Source organism: Kribbella sp. NPDC031520 (assembly GCF_055580825.1).
In genome coordinates this window covers 32,631-47,733 of record NZ_JBVIKS010000007.1, presented here as the reverse complement: position 1 = coordinate 47,733, position 15,103 = coordinate 32,631, and the positions used below count along the sequence as shown (strand labels likewise).

Annotated in this window: 12 protein-coding genes; 7 read left to right on the top strand and 5 right to left on the bottom strand. The window is 67.3% G+C overall.

Features of this window, described 5'->3' with window-relative positions:
* Window positions 1-124: 124 nt before the first annotated feature.
* Window positions 125-4,069, top strand: coding sequence for a GH92 family glycosyl hydrolase (locus ACZ5BU_RS32685; protein ID WP_465704312.1), 3,945 nt, complete (start codon window positions 125-127; stop codon window positions 4,067-4,069).
* A 22-nt stretch (window positions 4,070-4,091) separates the two neighbouring features.
* Here ACZ5BU_RS32685 and ACZ5BU_RS32680 read toward each other — a convergent pair whose 3' ends face one another.
* The 5 genes from ACZ5BU_RS32680 to ACZ5BU_RS32660 form a co-directional block, all read right to left on the bottom strand.
* Complete coding sequence (locus ACZ5BU_RS32680) at window positions 4,092-4,814, bottom strand: hypothetical protein (RefSeq protein WP_465704311.1); 723 nt, start codon at window positions 4,812-4,814, stop codon at window positions 4,092-4,094.
* Window positions 4,811-5,323 carry a SigE family RNA polymerase sigma factor gene (locus tag ACZ5BU_RS32675; RefSeq protein ID WP_465704310.1) on the bottom strand — a complete coding sequence of 171 codons (513 nt, stop codon included), beginning with the start codon at window positions 5,321-5,323 and terminating at the stop codon, window positions 4,811-4,813. Before ACZ5BU_RS32675 ends, ACZ5BU_RS32680 begins: the two co-directional genes overlap by 4 nt.
* Window positions 5,324-5,605: 282 nt before the next feature.
* On the bottom strand, window positions 5,606-6,811 hold the full coding sequence (locus tag ACZ5BU_RS32670) for a mannosyltransferase family protein (protein WP_465704309.1): 1,206 nt from the start codon (window positions 6,809-6,811) through the stop codon (window positions 5,606-5,608).
* A gap of 73 nt (window positions 6,812-6,884) precedes the next feature.
* Window positions 6,885-9,113, bottom strand: coding sequence for a transglycosylase domain-containing protein (locus ACZ5BU_RS32665; protein ID WP_465704308.1), 2,229 nt, complete (start codon window positions 9,111-9,113; stop codon window positions 6,885-6,887).
* A gap of 138 nt (window positions 9,114-9,251) precedes the next feature.
* The gene (locus ACZ5BU_RS32660) at window positions 9,252-10,733 is read right to left on the bottom strand and encodes a short-chain fatty acid transporter (RefSeq protein WP_465704307.1); all 1,482 of its coding nucleotides are present in this window, start codon (window positions 10,731-10,733) and stop codon (window positions 9,252-9,254) included.
* Window positions 10,734-10,947: 214 nt separating this feature from the next.
* On the opposite strand from ACZ5BU_RS32660, the gene ACZ5BU_RS32655 reads away from it, so the two are divergent.
* From ACZ5BU_RS32655 to ACZ5BU_RS32630, 6 genes are all read left to right on the top strand, one after another.
* Entirely contained in the window at window positions 10,948-11,532 is a 585-nt protein-coding gene (locus tag ACZ5BU_RS32655; protein ID WP_465704306.1) for a helix-turn-helix transcriptional regulator, read from the top strand.
* On the top strand, window positions 11,529-12,608 hold the full coding sequence (locus ACZ5BU_RS32650; protein WP_465704305.1) for an inositol-3-phosphate synthase: 1,080 nt from the start codon (window positions 11,529-11,531) through the stop codon (window positions 12,606-12,608). Before ACZ5BU_RS32655 ends, ACZ5BU_RS32650 begins: the two co-directional genes overlap by 4 nt.
* Before the next feature lie 67 nt (window positions 12,609-12,675).
* On the top strand, window positions 12,676-12,945 hold the full coding sequence (locus tag ACZ5BU_RS32645) for a GNAT family N-acetyltransferase (RefSeq protein ID WP_465704304.1): 270 nt from the start codon (window positions 12,676-12,678) through the stop codon (window positions 12,943-12,945).
* A gap of 66 nt (window positions 12,946-13,011) precedes the next feature.
* The gene (locus ACZ5BU_RS32640; RefSeq protein ID WP_465704303.1) at window positions 13,012-13,842 is read left to right on the top strand and encodes a DUF72 domain-containing protein; all 831 of its coding nucleotides are present in this window, start codon (window positions 13,012-13,014) and stop codon (window positions 13,840-13,842) included.
* Window positions 13,843-13,936: 94 nt separating this feature from the next.
* Window positions 13,937-14,119 (top strand): hypothetical protein, encoded by a 183-nt coding sequence (locus tag ACZ5BU_RS32635; protein ID WP_465704302.1) that lies wholly within the window; start codon window positions 13,937-13,939, stop codon window positions 14,117-14,119.
* Window positions 14,116-15,081: a hypothetical protein gene (locus tag ACZ5BU_RS32630; protein WP_465704301.1), complete on the top strand. Its 966-nt coding sequence runs from the start codon at window positions 14,116-14,118 to the stop codon at window positions 15,079-15,081. Before ACZ5BU_RS32635 ends, ACZ5BU_RS32630 begins: the two co-directional genes overlap by 4 nt.
* Window positions 15,082-15,103 lie beyond the last annotated feature (22 nt).

The window sequence follows — 15,103 nt, the reverse complement described above, 5'->3', positions numbered from 1 at the left end:
TCGCGCACCCACACCGGCGGACGGGGGTCGCGTCGGTCCGGCCGTGCAAGGAGCGTAGATGGATCTCCGCCGCCCACTGGGGCTCGTCACGTCTCTCACGTTGGTTGTGACAATGTCTGCTGCCATGACGCCAGCGCATGCCGCGTCACCTGCTGCTTCGGAGCAGCCGGTGGTCAGCGGTTCGTCGTACTTCACCTCGTTCGAGCCGGGGCAGCCGCAACCCGGCTACACCGACACCGTCGAGACCGGCCCGGACGGGAAGCCGCGCACCGAGGGTGTCCGTGGACCGACGCCGACCGGGATCGGCGGCAGCCAGATGGACAAGGTCACCAAGGTGACCGCGAACGGCGAGAACACCGGCGGCGGCGAGATCGCCACCAACGCCGCCGACGGTGACAAGTTCACCAAGTGGCTGGTGTTCGAGCCGACCGGCTGGCTGGTCTACCAGACCTCGGCCCCGGTGGTGATCAAGAAGTACGCGCTGACCTCGGCGAACGACGCCGACGGCCGCGACCCGCAGAACTGGACCGTCTCCGGTTCGAATGACGGGACCACCTGGACCACGCTGGACACCCAGACCGGCCAGAGCTTCGAGAACCGCTTCCAGACCAAGGAGTACAGCTTCGCCAACGACACGGCGTACACGTATTTCAAGCTCGACATCACGCTGAACCACGGCGAGAACATCGTCCAGCTCGCCGACTGGTACCTCTCCAACGGCGACCCGCTGCCGCCGCCCGGCCCGGTCGCCGAGTCGCGGCTCGACTCCGGTCCGACCAGCGCGTACAACGCCCGCGCCCGGGTCGGCTTCACCGGCGTCAAGTCGTTCCGGTACGCCGGTCACCAGGACGCGACGGGCCGCGGCTACACGTGGAACAAGATCTCCGACGTCGACCTCGAGGTCGGCAAGGACACCCGGCTGTCGTACAAGATCTTCCCCGAGCACGTCGAGGGCGACCTCAGCTATCCGAGTACGTACGCCGCCGTCGACCTGGCGTTCGACGACGGGACGTACCTGAGCGACCTGAAGGCGAAGGACCACCACGGGTTCGAGCTGAGCCCGCGCGGTCAGGGCGACTCGAAGGCGCTGTACACGAACCAGTGGAACAACGTCGAGGCCGACCTGGGGAAGGTTGCCGCGGGCAAGACGATCAAGCGGATCCTGGTCGGCTACGACAAGCCGTCCGGACCGGCCGACTTCCGCGGCTGGCTCGACGACATCCGGATCGCCGCGGCCATCAACCCGGATCGTGCGGCCCAGAAGACCGCGGCCAAGCACCCGTCGGACCTGGCGCTGACGACCCGCGGTACGAACGCCACCGGCGGCTTCTCACGGGGCAACAACTTCCCGGCGACCGCCGTACCGCACGGCTTCAACTTCTGGACGCCGGTGACGAACGCCGGCTCCACGTCTTGGCTGTACGACTATGCCAAGGGCAACAACGAGGCCAACCGGCCGACCCTGCAGGCGCTGTCGATCAGTCACGAGCCGAGCCCGTGGATGGGCGACCGGCAAACGTTCCAAGTGATGCCCTCCACTGCGGACACACCGACCGCGGATCGCAAGGCGCGCGCCTGGTCGTTCAGTCACGACAACGAGATCGCCCGTCCGTACTACTACGGCGTCACGTTCGACAACGGCAACGCGGCCGAGATCGCGCCGACCGACCACGCCGCGATGCTGCGCTTCAGCTTCCCGGCCGGCAAGGCGTCGCTGGTCTTCGACAACGTCAACAACAGCGGCGGCCTGACCCTCGACCCGGCGACCGGGGTGGTCACGGGGTACTCCGACATCAAGAGCGGGTTGTCCACCGGCGCCGGCCGGCTCTTCGTGTACGGCATCGTGGACCAGAAGGTCGTTGCCTCGGGCAAGCTGTCCGACGGTGGCGGTGCCGACGTCGGCGGGTACTTCAGATTCGACGCGAAGACCACTCAGGTGCAGCTGCGGATCGCCACCTCGCTGATCGGCACCGCACAGGCTAAGAAGAACCTCGACCAAGAGTTGCCGGAGGGGTCGAAGTTCAGCAAGGTCAAGGACGACGCGCAGGCCTTGTGGGACAAGAAGCTGAGCACGATCGAGGTCGAGGGCGCCACGGCCGACCAGCTGACCACCCTGTACTCGAATCTCTACCGAATGTTCCTCTACCCGAACAACGGCTCCGAGAACACCGGTACCGCCGCGAAGCCGGTGATCGAGTACGCGTCGCCGACCTCACCGAAGGTGGGTACGGACACCCCGACCACGACCGGTTCCAAGATCGTGGCCGGCCAGACGTACGTGAACAACGGCTTCTGGGACACCTACCGCACGGTGTGGCCGGCGTACTCGCTGTTCGCGCAGGACGACGCGGCCGCGCTGGTGAACGGTTTCGTCCAGCAGTACAAGGACGGCGGCTGGATCTCCCGCTGGTCCTCCCCCGGCTACGCGAACCTGATGGTCGGTACCTCGTCCGACGTCGCCTTCGCGGACGCGTACCTGAAGGGCATCAAGGGCATCGACGTCCAGGCGATGTACGACGCCGCGGTGAAGAACGCGTCCGTCGTACCACCGTCGCAGAACGTCGGCCGCAAGGGAATGGACCTGTCCACGTTCAACGGCTACACGGCCAACACCACCGGTGAAGGCTTCAGCTGGTCGATGGACGGCTACATCAACGACTTCGGCATCGCGAACATGTCGAAGAAGCTGTACGACACCGCGAAGAAGAACGACCCGCGCAAGCAGGAGTACCTCGACAACTACAAGTACTTCCTGAACCGGGCCCGTAACTACGTGACGCTGTTCGACCCGGCGGTCGGCTTCTTCCAGGGCAAGGACCCGAACGGCGTCTGGGGCAACTCGACCAGTACGTTCGACCCGCAGGACTGGGGCCACGACTACACCGAGACGAACGCGTGGAACATGGCGTTCTCGGCGCCGCAGGACGGGGCCGGCCTGTCCGCGATCTACGGCGGTCGCGAGGGCCTGGCGAAGAAGCTCGACGAGTTCTTCAGCATCCCCGAGGACGCCTTGCACACCGGTGGGTACGGCGGCACGATCCACGAGATGCTCGAGGCGCGTGACGTCCGGATGGGCCAGTACGGGCACAGCAACCAGCCGTCGCACCACATCACCTACATGTACGACGTGGCGGGGCAGCCGTGGAAGACGCAGGAGAAGGTGCGCGAGGTGTTGTCCCGGTTGTACACCGGCTCGGAGATCGGGCAGGGGTACCCAGGTGACGAGGACAACGGCGAGATGTCGTCGTGGTACATCTTCAGCTCGCTGGGCTTCTACCCGCTGCAGGTCGGTTCGCCGTCGTACGCGATCGGCTCGCCGCTGTTCACCAAGGCGACGATCAAGCTTGCGGGCGGCAAGAAGCTCGTGGTCAGTGCACCAGGCAACAGCTCCAGCAACATCTATGTGAAGAGCGTTCGCGTCAACGGGAAGCCGTGGACGTCGACGTCGTTGCCGCACGACCTGATCGCGGGAGGCGGCAAGATCGAGTTCGAGATGACCGACCGGCCGACGACGTGGGGCACCGGCCGCAACGACGCCCCGCCGTCGATCACCAAGCCCGGCGAGGACCCGATGACGTGGCGGGACTCCACCTCCGACACCGGTGCGGTGATCGGTGCCGGTGGTACGGACGTGTCGTCGCTGATCGACAACGACGCGAAGACACAGGTCACGCTGACCGGCGCACAGCCGACCGTCACGGTCGCGCTGCCGCAGGGCCGTCCGGTCGGCATGTACACGCTGACGAGTGGTGCCACCGGTACGGCGCCGTCCGCGTGGACGTTGGAGGGTTCGAACGACGGTACGACGTGGACGACCGTGGATCGTCGTACCGGTGAGTCCTGGGCGTGGGCGTCGTACACGAGGTCCTTCAGCGTGGCGTCGCCCAAGGCGTACACGCAGTACCGCCTGGTGTTCGCTCCGGCAACTGACGGCGTCACGCTGTCCGAGCTCGAACTGCTCGGCACGCTGAAGGGCGTCGAGGCCGGCGCGCACCCGAGCGACCAGCGCGTCGCCGAGACGAAGCCGAGCCCGACCCCCTCACAACCGATCGACCGCAACTGGGGCTGATCGCCGTGGCCGGCTCCTGCCGCTACTTGTAGTGGCAGGAGCCGGCGAACCTGAGCAGCGTGTTCATGTCCCAGGCCAGGTTGTAGGCGTGGTTGCTGACGCCAACGATCTTGTTGCTGCTGCCCGGCTTGATGTAGACCTCCTGCCGGCCGTTCGGACTGCCCGGTACGCCGCTCGTCACCGCCAGGTACTTGCCCGCACGAACCTTCGGCAGCTTCGTCCACGGAGTCGAGTACTTGTCGACCGTGGGGCCCTCGCCCTCGTCGATCAGCTCGGTCTGCCGGATGGTCACGGTGTACGTCGCGCCGTGGAACTTCTTCGCGTCCAGGTTCGGGTCGTACAGATCCTGCTGCTGGGCGATCGGGGACGCGTAGGCGACCCGGACCGCCCAGCCCTTCGGGATCAGGTCGCAGGTGATCACGCCGGGGAACGCCTTCGGGTTCGTGACCAACGGGACCGCAGTTGCTGGGATGACCGGCGGCTTGCGCTTGTCGGGATCGCGGAAGGTCGGTCCGGGGTTCGTGGTCACGTTCGTCGCCGGTGCGCCGGACGTCGTACCGGACGGGAGCACCGACCAGCCGGCGCCGATGACCAGTGCGGTGGCGACCGCGCCGGCCGCGACACCGGTGATCCGGCGGCGCTTCAGGGCCCGCTGTCCGCGGAGCAGGTCGGCGGTCAGGTCGGCGTCGGTGACACCGGGCTCGGGACCCGCGGCCTCGTCGAGGAGGTTCTTCAGGTCGGTCATCGCAGGCTCTCCAGGGTTTCGAGGGGCTCGTGCAGGAGATCGCGTAACGTCGCCAGGGCGCGGGAGGTCTGGGATTTCACGGTCCCTTCCGAGCAGCCCATCAGCTCGGCGGTGGTGTGGATGTCGAGGTCGCCGAAGTACCGCAGTACGACGACCGCGTGCTGGCGGCGCGGGAGCTTCGCCAGCGCGTCCAGTACGGTCAGCCGCTCGGCCGGGTCCTGACTCGGCGGCGGCGCCGGGTCGCGCAGCTCCTCGGTGGTCGACTCTCGCCGACGCCACATCCGCCGGCGCTCGTCGAGGAAGCTGTTCACCAGAATGCGGTCGGCGTACCGTGCGGGGCCGTCCTCCCGGCGCACTTTCGCCCAGTGCACGTAGAGCTTGGTCAGTGCGACCTGGACCAGGTCCTCGGCCCAGTGCGCGTCACCCGAGGCCAGCAGCCGGGCGGTCCGCAGCACCCGGCCGCGGTGCGCGGTCACGTACTCGAGGAACTCCGCATCCCGGTCGCTCACGGCCGGCCCTCCCGTCGTCGGTGATCTCCACCCTGCAACTACGGGGTGAGGCCGCCCGGAGGTTGCATCACGACGCGAGGGCGACGGCTGCCTGCCATCGCCCTCGGTACCGGATTACCCGGCGGAGCCTGCCCCTGAGAGGTTCCGCCGGAACTCGAGGAGGGGTGGCGGTCCCCGCCCGGACTGCCACCCCTTCACCCCTATCGACGCTCGAACCCGTCCGAGGGTTGCCTCATCGAAAAACTGTCCACATGCCGGACAACGACAGGGGGTGCCACGAACTCAGCCGGACCAGCGACCAGTGAAGAAGGCGGCCGCCCAGACGGCAGCCAGCGGTATGGCGAGGCCCAGGTAGAGCCGGCCGAGCCATGGTTTACGCCTCGTAAGGACAGCTAGGCCGATCCACAGCGGCCACAGGAGCAGGGTGGCCCGGGTGAGCGAGAAGACCCAGTACGACGTACAGAAGGCACCAAGAGTGGCAGCGACCCACGCCGACTCGCCCCAGGACCGTCTCCAGAGCAGCCAGACCAGGAGCAGCAGGCAGACGAACAGCGCGACCAGCTCCGCCCGGAACATCCACGTCCAGTCGGTGCGGTCCGCAGCGAAGCCGCCCTTGTTCGCGGCGTGCAGCGTGTGCTGCAGCGAAGTCCATGGCCAGGTGAACTTGCGGGGCCAGCCCTTCTCCTGTGCCTCGTGCCACGCGAACCACGACCCGTGGATCTGCTTCAGGTACGCCATGAAGCCCAGCACCGGTACGACGGGCAACGCCAACCAGGGCAGCGACAGCCAGTCGCGCTTCTTGGACGTCAGGAACTCGACGAGCAGCGCGAAGATCAAGAACAGCCCGGACACGCGCACGGTCGACGCCAGCGCCACAAACACGGCCGCCCGCGCCCAGCGCCCCTGCCGCGCCGCCAGCCAGGCGGGGAACGCGAACGCGCAGAACAGGGACTCGGTGTACCCGGCGGCGAGGAAGACGCCGACCGGAGCGCCGTACCAGACCATGGCCGCGTTCGGCCCGATGTCCTTCAGCTCCGGGAACTCGTACTGCGCCAGGCGCGCGAGGTACACACCCGCGACCGCACTGGCGACCGCGGACACCACGATGCCCGAGGCAACGTACCCGATGCCCGTGTAGCTGACGAGGCGCACCAGCAACGGGAACCCCGGGAAGAACGCGGCCAACGGCGCACCGGACGGCTCGCCGTGGTTGTAGCCGTACTGGGCGACGGCGTTCAGGTGCGCGACGTCCCACTGCAGCCAGGCCTTCCAGACGTTCGGGTAGTCGCTGAACCGGTTGAACAGCAGCGGCGCCGAGATCGACAGCAGGAACAACGCGGCCCGGGTGACCAACCACCAGCCGAGCACCTCCCGCCCCTGGGCCGACGGCATCCACCGATGCCACCAGACCCTGTCGACCCGGGCCCGCCGAGCCCGCCGCTCAGGCTTGGGCTTGGGCTCGGGCGCGTCGGCGGCGCGCTCAAACACGCCGCCCACCACAATCCGCCCGAGTCACGTCCCTATCGTCCCTCATCCCGGGACCGACCGACCGCGTGGACAACTAGCCGGGTGTTTGCGTGTTGGTCGGTTTCGTCGGCCCACCGGTCGGCAGCGTCGGGATTACCGGCGTGGTCGTCGTCTGTGTCGGCTTGGTCTTGGTCGGCTTACCGGTCGGGGTGTTCGGCGGCGGAGTACTGGGCGGAGGCGTGCTCGGAGGCGGCGTACTCGGTGGCGGAGTGCTGGTCGGCGTGTCCGTCGGCGTGGGCGGCGGTGTGTACGTCGGGGTGGTCGTGTCCTTGGTCTGGTCCCCGCTCGGCTCCGGGAAATCTGCTTCCGGGACGCCGTCGAGAGCCGGCTTCATGAACGCGAGCCACGTCTTCAGCGGCCAGTTGCCGCCGAAGAACGCCTTGTCGTCCGAGTACGGGTCGAGGTTGCTCTCACCGGTCTTGCCGGCGCGGTACACCACCGCGGTCGAGAGTTGCGGGGTGTAGCCGGTCCACCACGAGGTCAGGGTCGCGGAGCCCTGCATGCAGCCACCACACGCCTTGTCCTTGGCGCGGTCCTCGACCGCGACACCACCCGCCGTACCGGTCTTGCCGGCCACCGGCCGCCCGAGGTCCTTGGCGCCCGTACCGGTTCCGTCGGTCACGACATCCTGCAACGCGAAGTTGACCGTCCGCGCGACGTCCTGGGTGAAGGCCTGCTTCTTGTCCTTGTCGAGGCTCTTGTCACTCCACAGCACCTTGCCGTCCGGTCCCTTGACCTCGCTGATGACGTGCAGCGGTGCGTACACACCGTCCGCGGCGAACGTCGCATAGGCCTCCGCCATGTCGACCGCCGACGCGTAAGGGTCCGGGCCGAGCACGGTCGACGGGTTGTGCCGCCCGTCCTCGAGGTACTTCGTCTTCGGGATGCCGGCCGCTTCCGCGGCAGTCACGAGCTTGTCCGGCCCGTTGTCCAGCTGGTTGTCGATGAGATCGTAGAAGGCCGTGTTGATCGACTGCTCGGTCGCCTTCAGCAGGGTCACGTCGCCGTAGTCGCGGTTGAACTCGTTGCCGAGCTTCTGGCCCTGGATCTTGATCGGGCTGTCGCCTTGGAAGATGTCGTAGAGGCTCTTGTCGTTCTCCAGCGCCGCGGCCAGCGCGAACGGCTTGAAGCCCGAACCAGGTCTGGCCTTCGTCGTCGCCCAGTTCAGCTGACTCTTGAGGAAGTCCGGCCCGCCGTACATCGCGAGCAGCCTTCCGGTCCCCGGCTGGACCGTCGCCATCCCGACATGGAGGTTGTCACGCTTGTCCGGCAGCTCGTTCTGCGCTGCGGCGATCATGTTCTTCTGCTGGCCGTAGCTGAAGGTCGTCGTGACCTTCAGACCGCCGCCGCTGATCTGATCCTCGGTGAAGCCCCGTTGCAGTAGCTCCTTGCGGGCCATGTCGAGCAGGAAGCCCTTCGGGCCCTGGTTGCGGCCGCTGGTCTTCTTCGGCGGGTTGAGCCCGGGCAGCTTGGCGGCGTACTGCGCCTCCTTGGCCGCGGTGATCGTGCCCATCTGCTGCATGCCGTCCAGGACGTAGCGGTACCTGTCGATGATCCGCTTCTTGGTCCGCGGATCGGTGTCGTCGACGTCGAAGAGCGTCGGGTTGTTCAGCACGGTCGCCAGCAGCGCCGTCTGCGGGACGCTCAGCTTTCGCGGATCCGGCTGGCTGAAGTAGGCCTGACCGGCGGCCGAGATGCCGTAGGCACCCTTGCCGAAGTAGATGGTGTTGAGATAGCCCTCGAGCGTCTTGCTCTTGTCCTGCTGCCGGCCGAGCTTGGTCGCGATGAACAGTTCCTGGAGCTTCCGGGAGACGGTCCGCTCCTGCGTCAGGTACATGACCTTCACGTACTGCTGGGTGATCGTCGAGCCACCCTGCAACTGCTGACCACGCGCGATGTTGTACGCCGCCCGCACCATGCCCTGTGGCGAGATTCCGGGGTTGGTCCAGAACGTCCGGTCCTCGGCCGCGATCACCGAGTCCTGCACGTGCTTCGGGATCTGGGCCAGCGGCACCGAGTGCCGGTTCTGCTCGAAGAAGGAACCGAGCGGCTGGGTGCCGTCGGCGTAGGTCACCGTGGTGGTGTTGGTGGCGAACTCCTTGTTCGGGTCCGGGATCTTCGTGGTCTGGTACATGATGAAGAAGGCCGCGACCGCGCCGATGACGCCGAGGAAGAAGAGTGCGGCGAGCCAGCCGAGAACCCGGAGCGCCCAGTGTTTCTTGCGCCGGGGCGGCGGGACAGCCTTTCTACGACCTTCACTCACAGTGCAATCCTCGACGATCTCGCGGAAGTCATTGCCCCACAGACTACGGTGGGTGTGGTAACGGGCCCGAATCCGCATCGGATGCTAGCAACCCCGGACCTGGCGCTCACGATCGGTCCCGACAGGGTGTGCAAGCGGTTACCTCGCGACGTGCGGTGCGAGCAATGTCACGGCGATCAGTGCGGCTGGGAAGCAGGCCAGGAACATCGTGAACGTGTAGCCCATGATGTCCCGCGCCTTCAGCCCGAGGATGGCGAGCGTCGGCAGCATCCAGAACGGCTGCAGCAGGTTGGCGCTCGCCTCGCCGAGGTCGTACACGACGACCATCCAGCCCGCGTCGACGTTCAGCGTGTTCGCGGCCTGCAGCACGTACGGCGCCTCGATCACCCACTTGCTGCCGCCGCTCGGTACGAAGATCCCGAGGATGCACGAGTAGATAGCGATCAGTGGCGGGAACAGGAACTGGTTGCTCGCGCCCACCAACCAGCCGGCCAGGCGCGCGGAGATCCCGGTGTAGGCGACCATCCCGAAGATCCCGCCGTACAAGGGAAACTGCAGCAGTACGCCGGCCGCCGCCGGTGCACCGTCCCGGACTGCTCGCGCCATCCGCCACGGCCGCCAGTGCAGAAGCAGCGCGAGCAGGAACAGTACGAGGTTGACCGTGTTGAGATCCAACGCGTTGAAGAAGCTCTTGCCGCTGAAGTAGCGCACCAGGTAGACCGCGCCGAGCAGCACGATCAGCAGACTGAACAGCGGCGAATGCTCCAGCCAGTCACCAGGTCTCCGCGCTTCCTGGCGTTGACCGTTGTACGGCGATCCGCGCCCGATCAGCGGCTTGAGTTCGATGCCGATGGCACCCGCGGTCCGCGCACTGCCTTCGCCCGGCGCGATGAACCACGCCGTCCCGACGCCCACGACGTACACGATCAACGTCGCGACGAGCGCCTGCCACGTGAAGATCGTGTCGCTGAGCGCGATCAGGCCACTGGCATGGCCGGCCGCCTTGATCGCGTCCTGCACCGGTGGCGGGCTGCTGCTCGTACTGGCCACCTGCAGCGCCGCCGATCCGGACAAACCCTGCGCCCACACGGTTCCGAGGCCGAGGAACGCCATCGCGCCCAGTGCGCGGTAGTCCGCCTTCGGCACGTTGCGCGCCACCTCACGCGCGAGGATCGCCGCGAAGATCAGGCTGAACGCCCAGTTCAGGTACGACGTGAGCATCGCGACCGCGGCCACGAAGGCGACGGCGCTCCGCGGGCTCTTCGGGATCCGCGCGAGGCGGGTGATCAACCGGGCGATCGGCCCGCTGGTCGCGACGGCGTACCCGCCGATGATGATCATCGCCATCTGCAGGGTGAACGTGATCAGGGACCAGAACCCTACACCCCAGGCGTCGACCAGCCCGAATCCCGTGGTGGCCGCCGGGTCGTCGGGGCGTTTCAGCAGCGGCTCACCGGTGACCAGCCCGAACAGCAGCACCACGAACGTACCGACCAGGACGAACCCGAACGCGTCCGGCAGCCACTTCTCGGTGAACGCGCTGAATCTCAGGGCCAGCCGGGCGAGCACGCGCTCGGCCTCGATGTCCGATCTGGCGTGCTTCCCATGACTGTCGGTCATTACCGTCCGCTCCCGGGCCACGACGCTGGGTGTCATTCGATTAACGCGGATCGGCGCCTGACGTAACAGGTTTCCGGCCGCGGCCGAGCGCCGAGGTGACAAAGGTTGGCTTTGTCAAGAGTTGTCCACAGGCATCGGGCCTGCTTACAGTGGCACCACGATGTATCGAGCCGATACATCACGTCATGACAAACTAGACCGAGGGAGGTGGCTCATGGGAAACCGCAGTGGGGTCCTGGAGCTCGCCGTACTCGGTCTGCTGCACGAAGCGCCGATGCACGGTTACGAGCTCCGCAAGCGCGTCAACGCCCAGTTCGGGTGGGGACGCGTGCTGTCGTTCGGTTCGCTCTACCCGTGTCTGAAGGCGATGCTCCGCAACGGGCTGATCACGGCCGACCCCGGGACGCCGGAGTCGGGTCGCCGGCCCAAGATCGTCTACACGATCACCGCCGACGGCAAGGACTACTTCGCGCACGCGATGCACGAAGCCGGTCCGTCGGCCTGGGAGGACGACACCTTCGGCGTCCGCTTCTCGTTCTTCGGCCGGACCGATCCGGCCACCCGGTTGCGCATCCTCGAGGGCCGCAGGGCCCGGATGGAGGAGCGGCTGGCCAACTTCCGGGCGGCGATGAGCCGGACGGCGGAGCGGGTCGACGCCTACACCCTCGAGCTGCAACGGCACGGCCTGGAGTCGGCCGAGCGCGAGGTCCGCTGGCTGAACGAGTTGATCGACGGCGAGCGGCGGCAGCAACGGCCCCACGACCAGCACCATCCGCCTATCCAAGGAGATTCCAGATGACCTCGATCCGCGTGGCGATCGTCGGCGTCGGCAACTGCGCAAGCTCGCTCGTCCAGGGCGTGCACTACTACCGCGACGCGAAGCCGGAAGAGCGCGTCCCCGGTCTGATGCACGTCCAGTTCGGTGACTACCACGTCCGCGACGTGGAGTTCGTGACCGCGTTCGACGTGGACGGCAAGAAGGTCGGCCTGGACCTCGCCGACGCCATCGGCGCCAGCGAGAACAACACGATCAAGATCTGCGACGTACCGCCGACCGGCGTGACGGTGCAGCGCGGTCACACCCTCGACGGCCTCGGCAAGTACTACCGGGAGACCATCACCGAGTCGGACGCGTCGCCGGTCGACGTCGTCGCGACGCTGCGTGAGGCTGCTGTCGACGTCCTCGTCTGCTACCTGCCGGTGGGTTCGGAGCAGGCGGCGAAGTTCTACGCGCAGTGCGCGATCGACGCGGGTGTCGCGTTCGTGAACGCGCTGCCGGTGTTCATCGCCGGTACGAAGGAGTGGGCGGACAAGTTCACCGCGGCCGGCGTACCGATCGTCGGCGACGACATCAAGTCGCAGATCGGCGCCACCATCACGCACCGCGTGCTGACCAAGCTGTTCGAGGACCGCGGCGTCACCGTGGATCGTACGTACCAGCTGAACGTCGGCGGCAACATGGACTTCAAGAACATGCTCGAGCGCGAGCGGCTGGAGTCCAAGAAGATCAGCAAGACCCAGTCCGTCACGTCGCAGCTGCGCGACGAGATCGAGCCCCGCAACGTGCACATCGGCCCGTCGGACTACGTCGCCTGGCTGGACGACCGCAAGTGGGCCTTCATCCGGCTCGAGGGCCGCAACTTCGGCGACGTCCCGCTGTCCCTGGAGTACAAGCTCGAGGTCTGGGACTCCCCGAACTCGGCCGGCATCATCATCGACGCGATCCGCGCGGTGAAGATCGCCAAGGACCGCGGCATCGGCGGCCCGATCCTCTCCGCGTCGTCGTACTTCATGAAGTCGCCGCCGGAGCAGTACGCCGACGACGTCTGCCGCGACCTCGTCGAGAAATTCATCCGCGGCGAGGTCGACCGCTGAACGCGTTCTGATTGGGCGCCGCCCGCACCCTCGCCGGGTGCCGGGCGGCGTGCCATCATGACGCCGGATGACCGAGATCCGTGAGTACCACGACTCCGACGCGGCCGGCTGGCTCCGCTGCCGCCTGCTGAGCTTCTTCGGCACCGAGTACTTCGACGATGTCGAGGTCGAGCGCCCCGCGTTCGACAACCCGGCCCACCGCCTGGTGGCCGTCGACAACGACACGATCGTCGCCCTGATGGACGTCGAACTCTTCCCGGACCGCGCGACGATCGCCGTCCTCGCAGTACACCCCGACCACCAGCGCCGCGGCCTGGCAACGCGACTCCTCGAGTGAGGCCGTGATGCGGGAGCGGTTCGGGCGGGTGCATGTGTGTCGGCAGTACGTGCGAAGGTTGTAGGCATGCTGCTGCACGTCGGATGCGCACAGTGGACGCATGCCGCATGGCCGCAGCCTTCGCGGGACAAATTGAGGGCGTATGCGTCGTGGTGCAACGCGGTGGAGAGCAATACGACCTTCTACGCGACGCCGTCCCGGTCGGCGGTTGAGAACTGGGCTGCGCAGACGCCGCCCGACTTCCGGTTCGTCGTGAAGCTGCCGCAGGTCATCACGCACGAACGGCGGCTCACCAATGTCGACGCCGAGCTCCGCGGGTTCCTGAGCGCGATCGAGCCGCTCGGTCCGCGCAACCACGCCGTCTGGATCCAACTGCCGGCCGCCTTCTCCCCCACCGACCTCGGTACGCTCGCCGCCTTTCTCCACAAGGCACCCGCCGATCATCGGTACGCCGTGGAGGTCCGGCATCGCTCGTTCTTCGACGATCCCCAGGCCGCCGCGAACCTCGAACGGGTGCTCGCGCGAGCCCAGGCGGAGTGGATCCCGTTCGACACCGGCACACTGTTCGCCCGCCGCCCGACCAGCTTCGCCGAACGCGACGCGTGGATGAAGAAGCCGCGGGTCGCCCGCCGGACCCGTGCGCTGACAGCTCATCCGATCGTCCGCTACATCGGCCGCGACTCCGTGGACGAGACCGTCGACGGCTGGTCGTACCTCGTCGACCTGGTCGTCAACTGGATCGCCGAAGGACGCTCGCCGACGATCTTCCTGCACACCCCGGACAACGTCGAGGCGCTCAACCTCGCCCGCCGCTTCCACGCGACCGTTGCCGCCGCCGTGCCGACGCTCGCTCCCCTCCCCGAGCCCGTCGAGGCCGAGCCGCCGACGCTGTTCTAGCGGCCTGGTTATCCACAGTTCCAAAAGTCCCCCGTAGAAACGGCGCCGATCTCCGTATGTTCTCCGCCGAATTCACAACTCGGGAGGACAACCCATGGAGCACTCGACCGGTACGACGACCAGCGCCGACCGCCATGCCCAACGCCAAGCCCGCAACGACTGGCTGATCACCGAGCTCAGCCGGCTCGCCGCCGCCGCACACGATCCGGCCGAAAAAGCGCGGTACCGACGCACGGCCGACTCGCTCGTCCGGCTCGCGATCGCGATGCGCTCGTGACCGCGACTCTGCTGGCGCCCACCTCTGTCAGCGAGCTGCTCACCGTCAGCGGCGAAACGGCCCGCGAGCTCGCCGGCGCCGACCAGTCCGCCTGGAACGGACGCGTCGTCGGTACGTCGGGCGCCATGCTCGGCCTGGCGCACTGGGACGGCACGCTCTACCTCGACAACGAGGTGATCCTCGATCCCATCCACCAACTGTACGAACACGCAGGCGAGAACCAATCTCCCCCGACCCTGCTCGCCTACCGCGAGGCCCTCGCCACGTTGCTCCACGAGCATGCCCATTTCCTCGGCCCGTCCGGCGCCACTCAGGAGGCCGCCCGCGACGGTTTCATCAAGCCCGGCAGCCGCCAACTGGAGGAAGGCGTCACCGAAGCCTGGGCGCAGGACCACCTCGACGAGTACATCAACCGCCTCGGCATCGACAAAGTTGCCCCCGGCATCAACACGGTCCGCTCCGGCGGCTACTACCCCGCCTTCGTCCCTGCTGTCCGCGAATTGGCAGCCGACCTGGAGACCCGCACCGGACTGCCCGCCGGCCAGGTCATCCAGGACCTCAACCGCCAAACCGCAGCCGACCAGTTCGCGCTGCTGGTCGACCTCGTCTACAACTCCAGCCGACTCCCCGACCTCGAAGCACCCGGCGCCGAAACCCGCTCCCGCCTCGAGTCCATCCTCCGCTCCGGCCTCAGCCACCTGGACGTCTACGAACTGACCCCACCCGACCTAGCCGCAACCAAGTCCCGCCTGACCGCCGAGAACCTGCTCACCCACCTGGACCACGAGATCCGGACCGCCGAGTCCGCGTACACGTCCAACGCGATCCACCTACCGCCGACAGCCCGCCAAGTAGCCCTGTCCGGGGTTGCAAGCCCGACAACCAGCTCCCGGCCAACGCTGTCGCCTGCTCGTCCCCACCATCCAGCCGGCTCACGAGGAGGTCTGACACGCACGGCCTGACAGCTCTACCGGATGCCGAGGC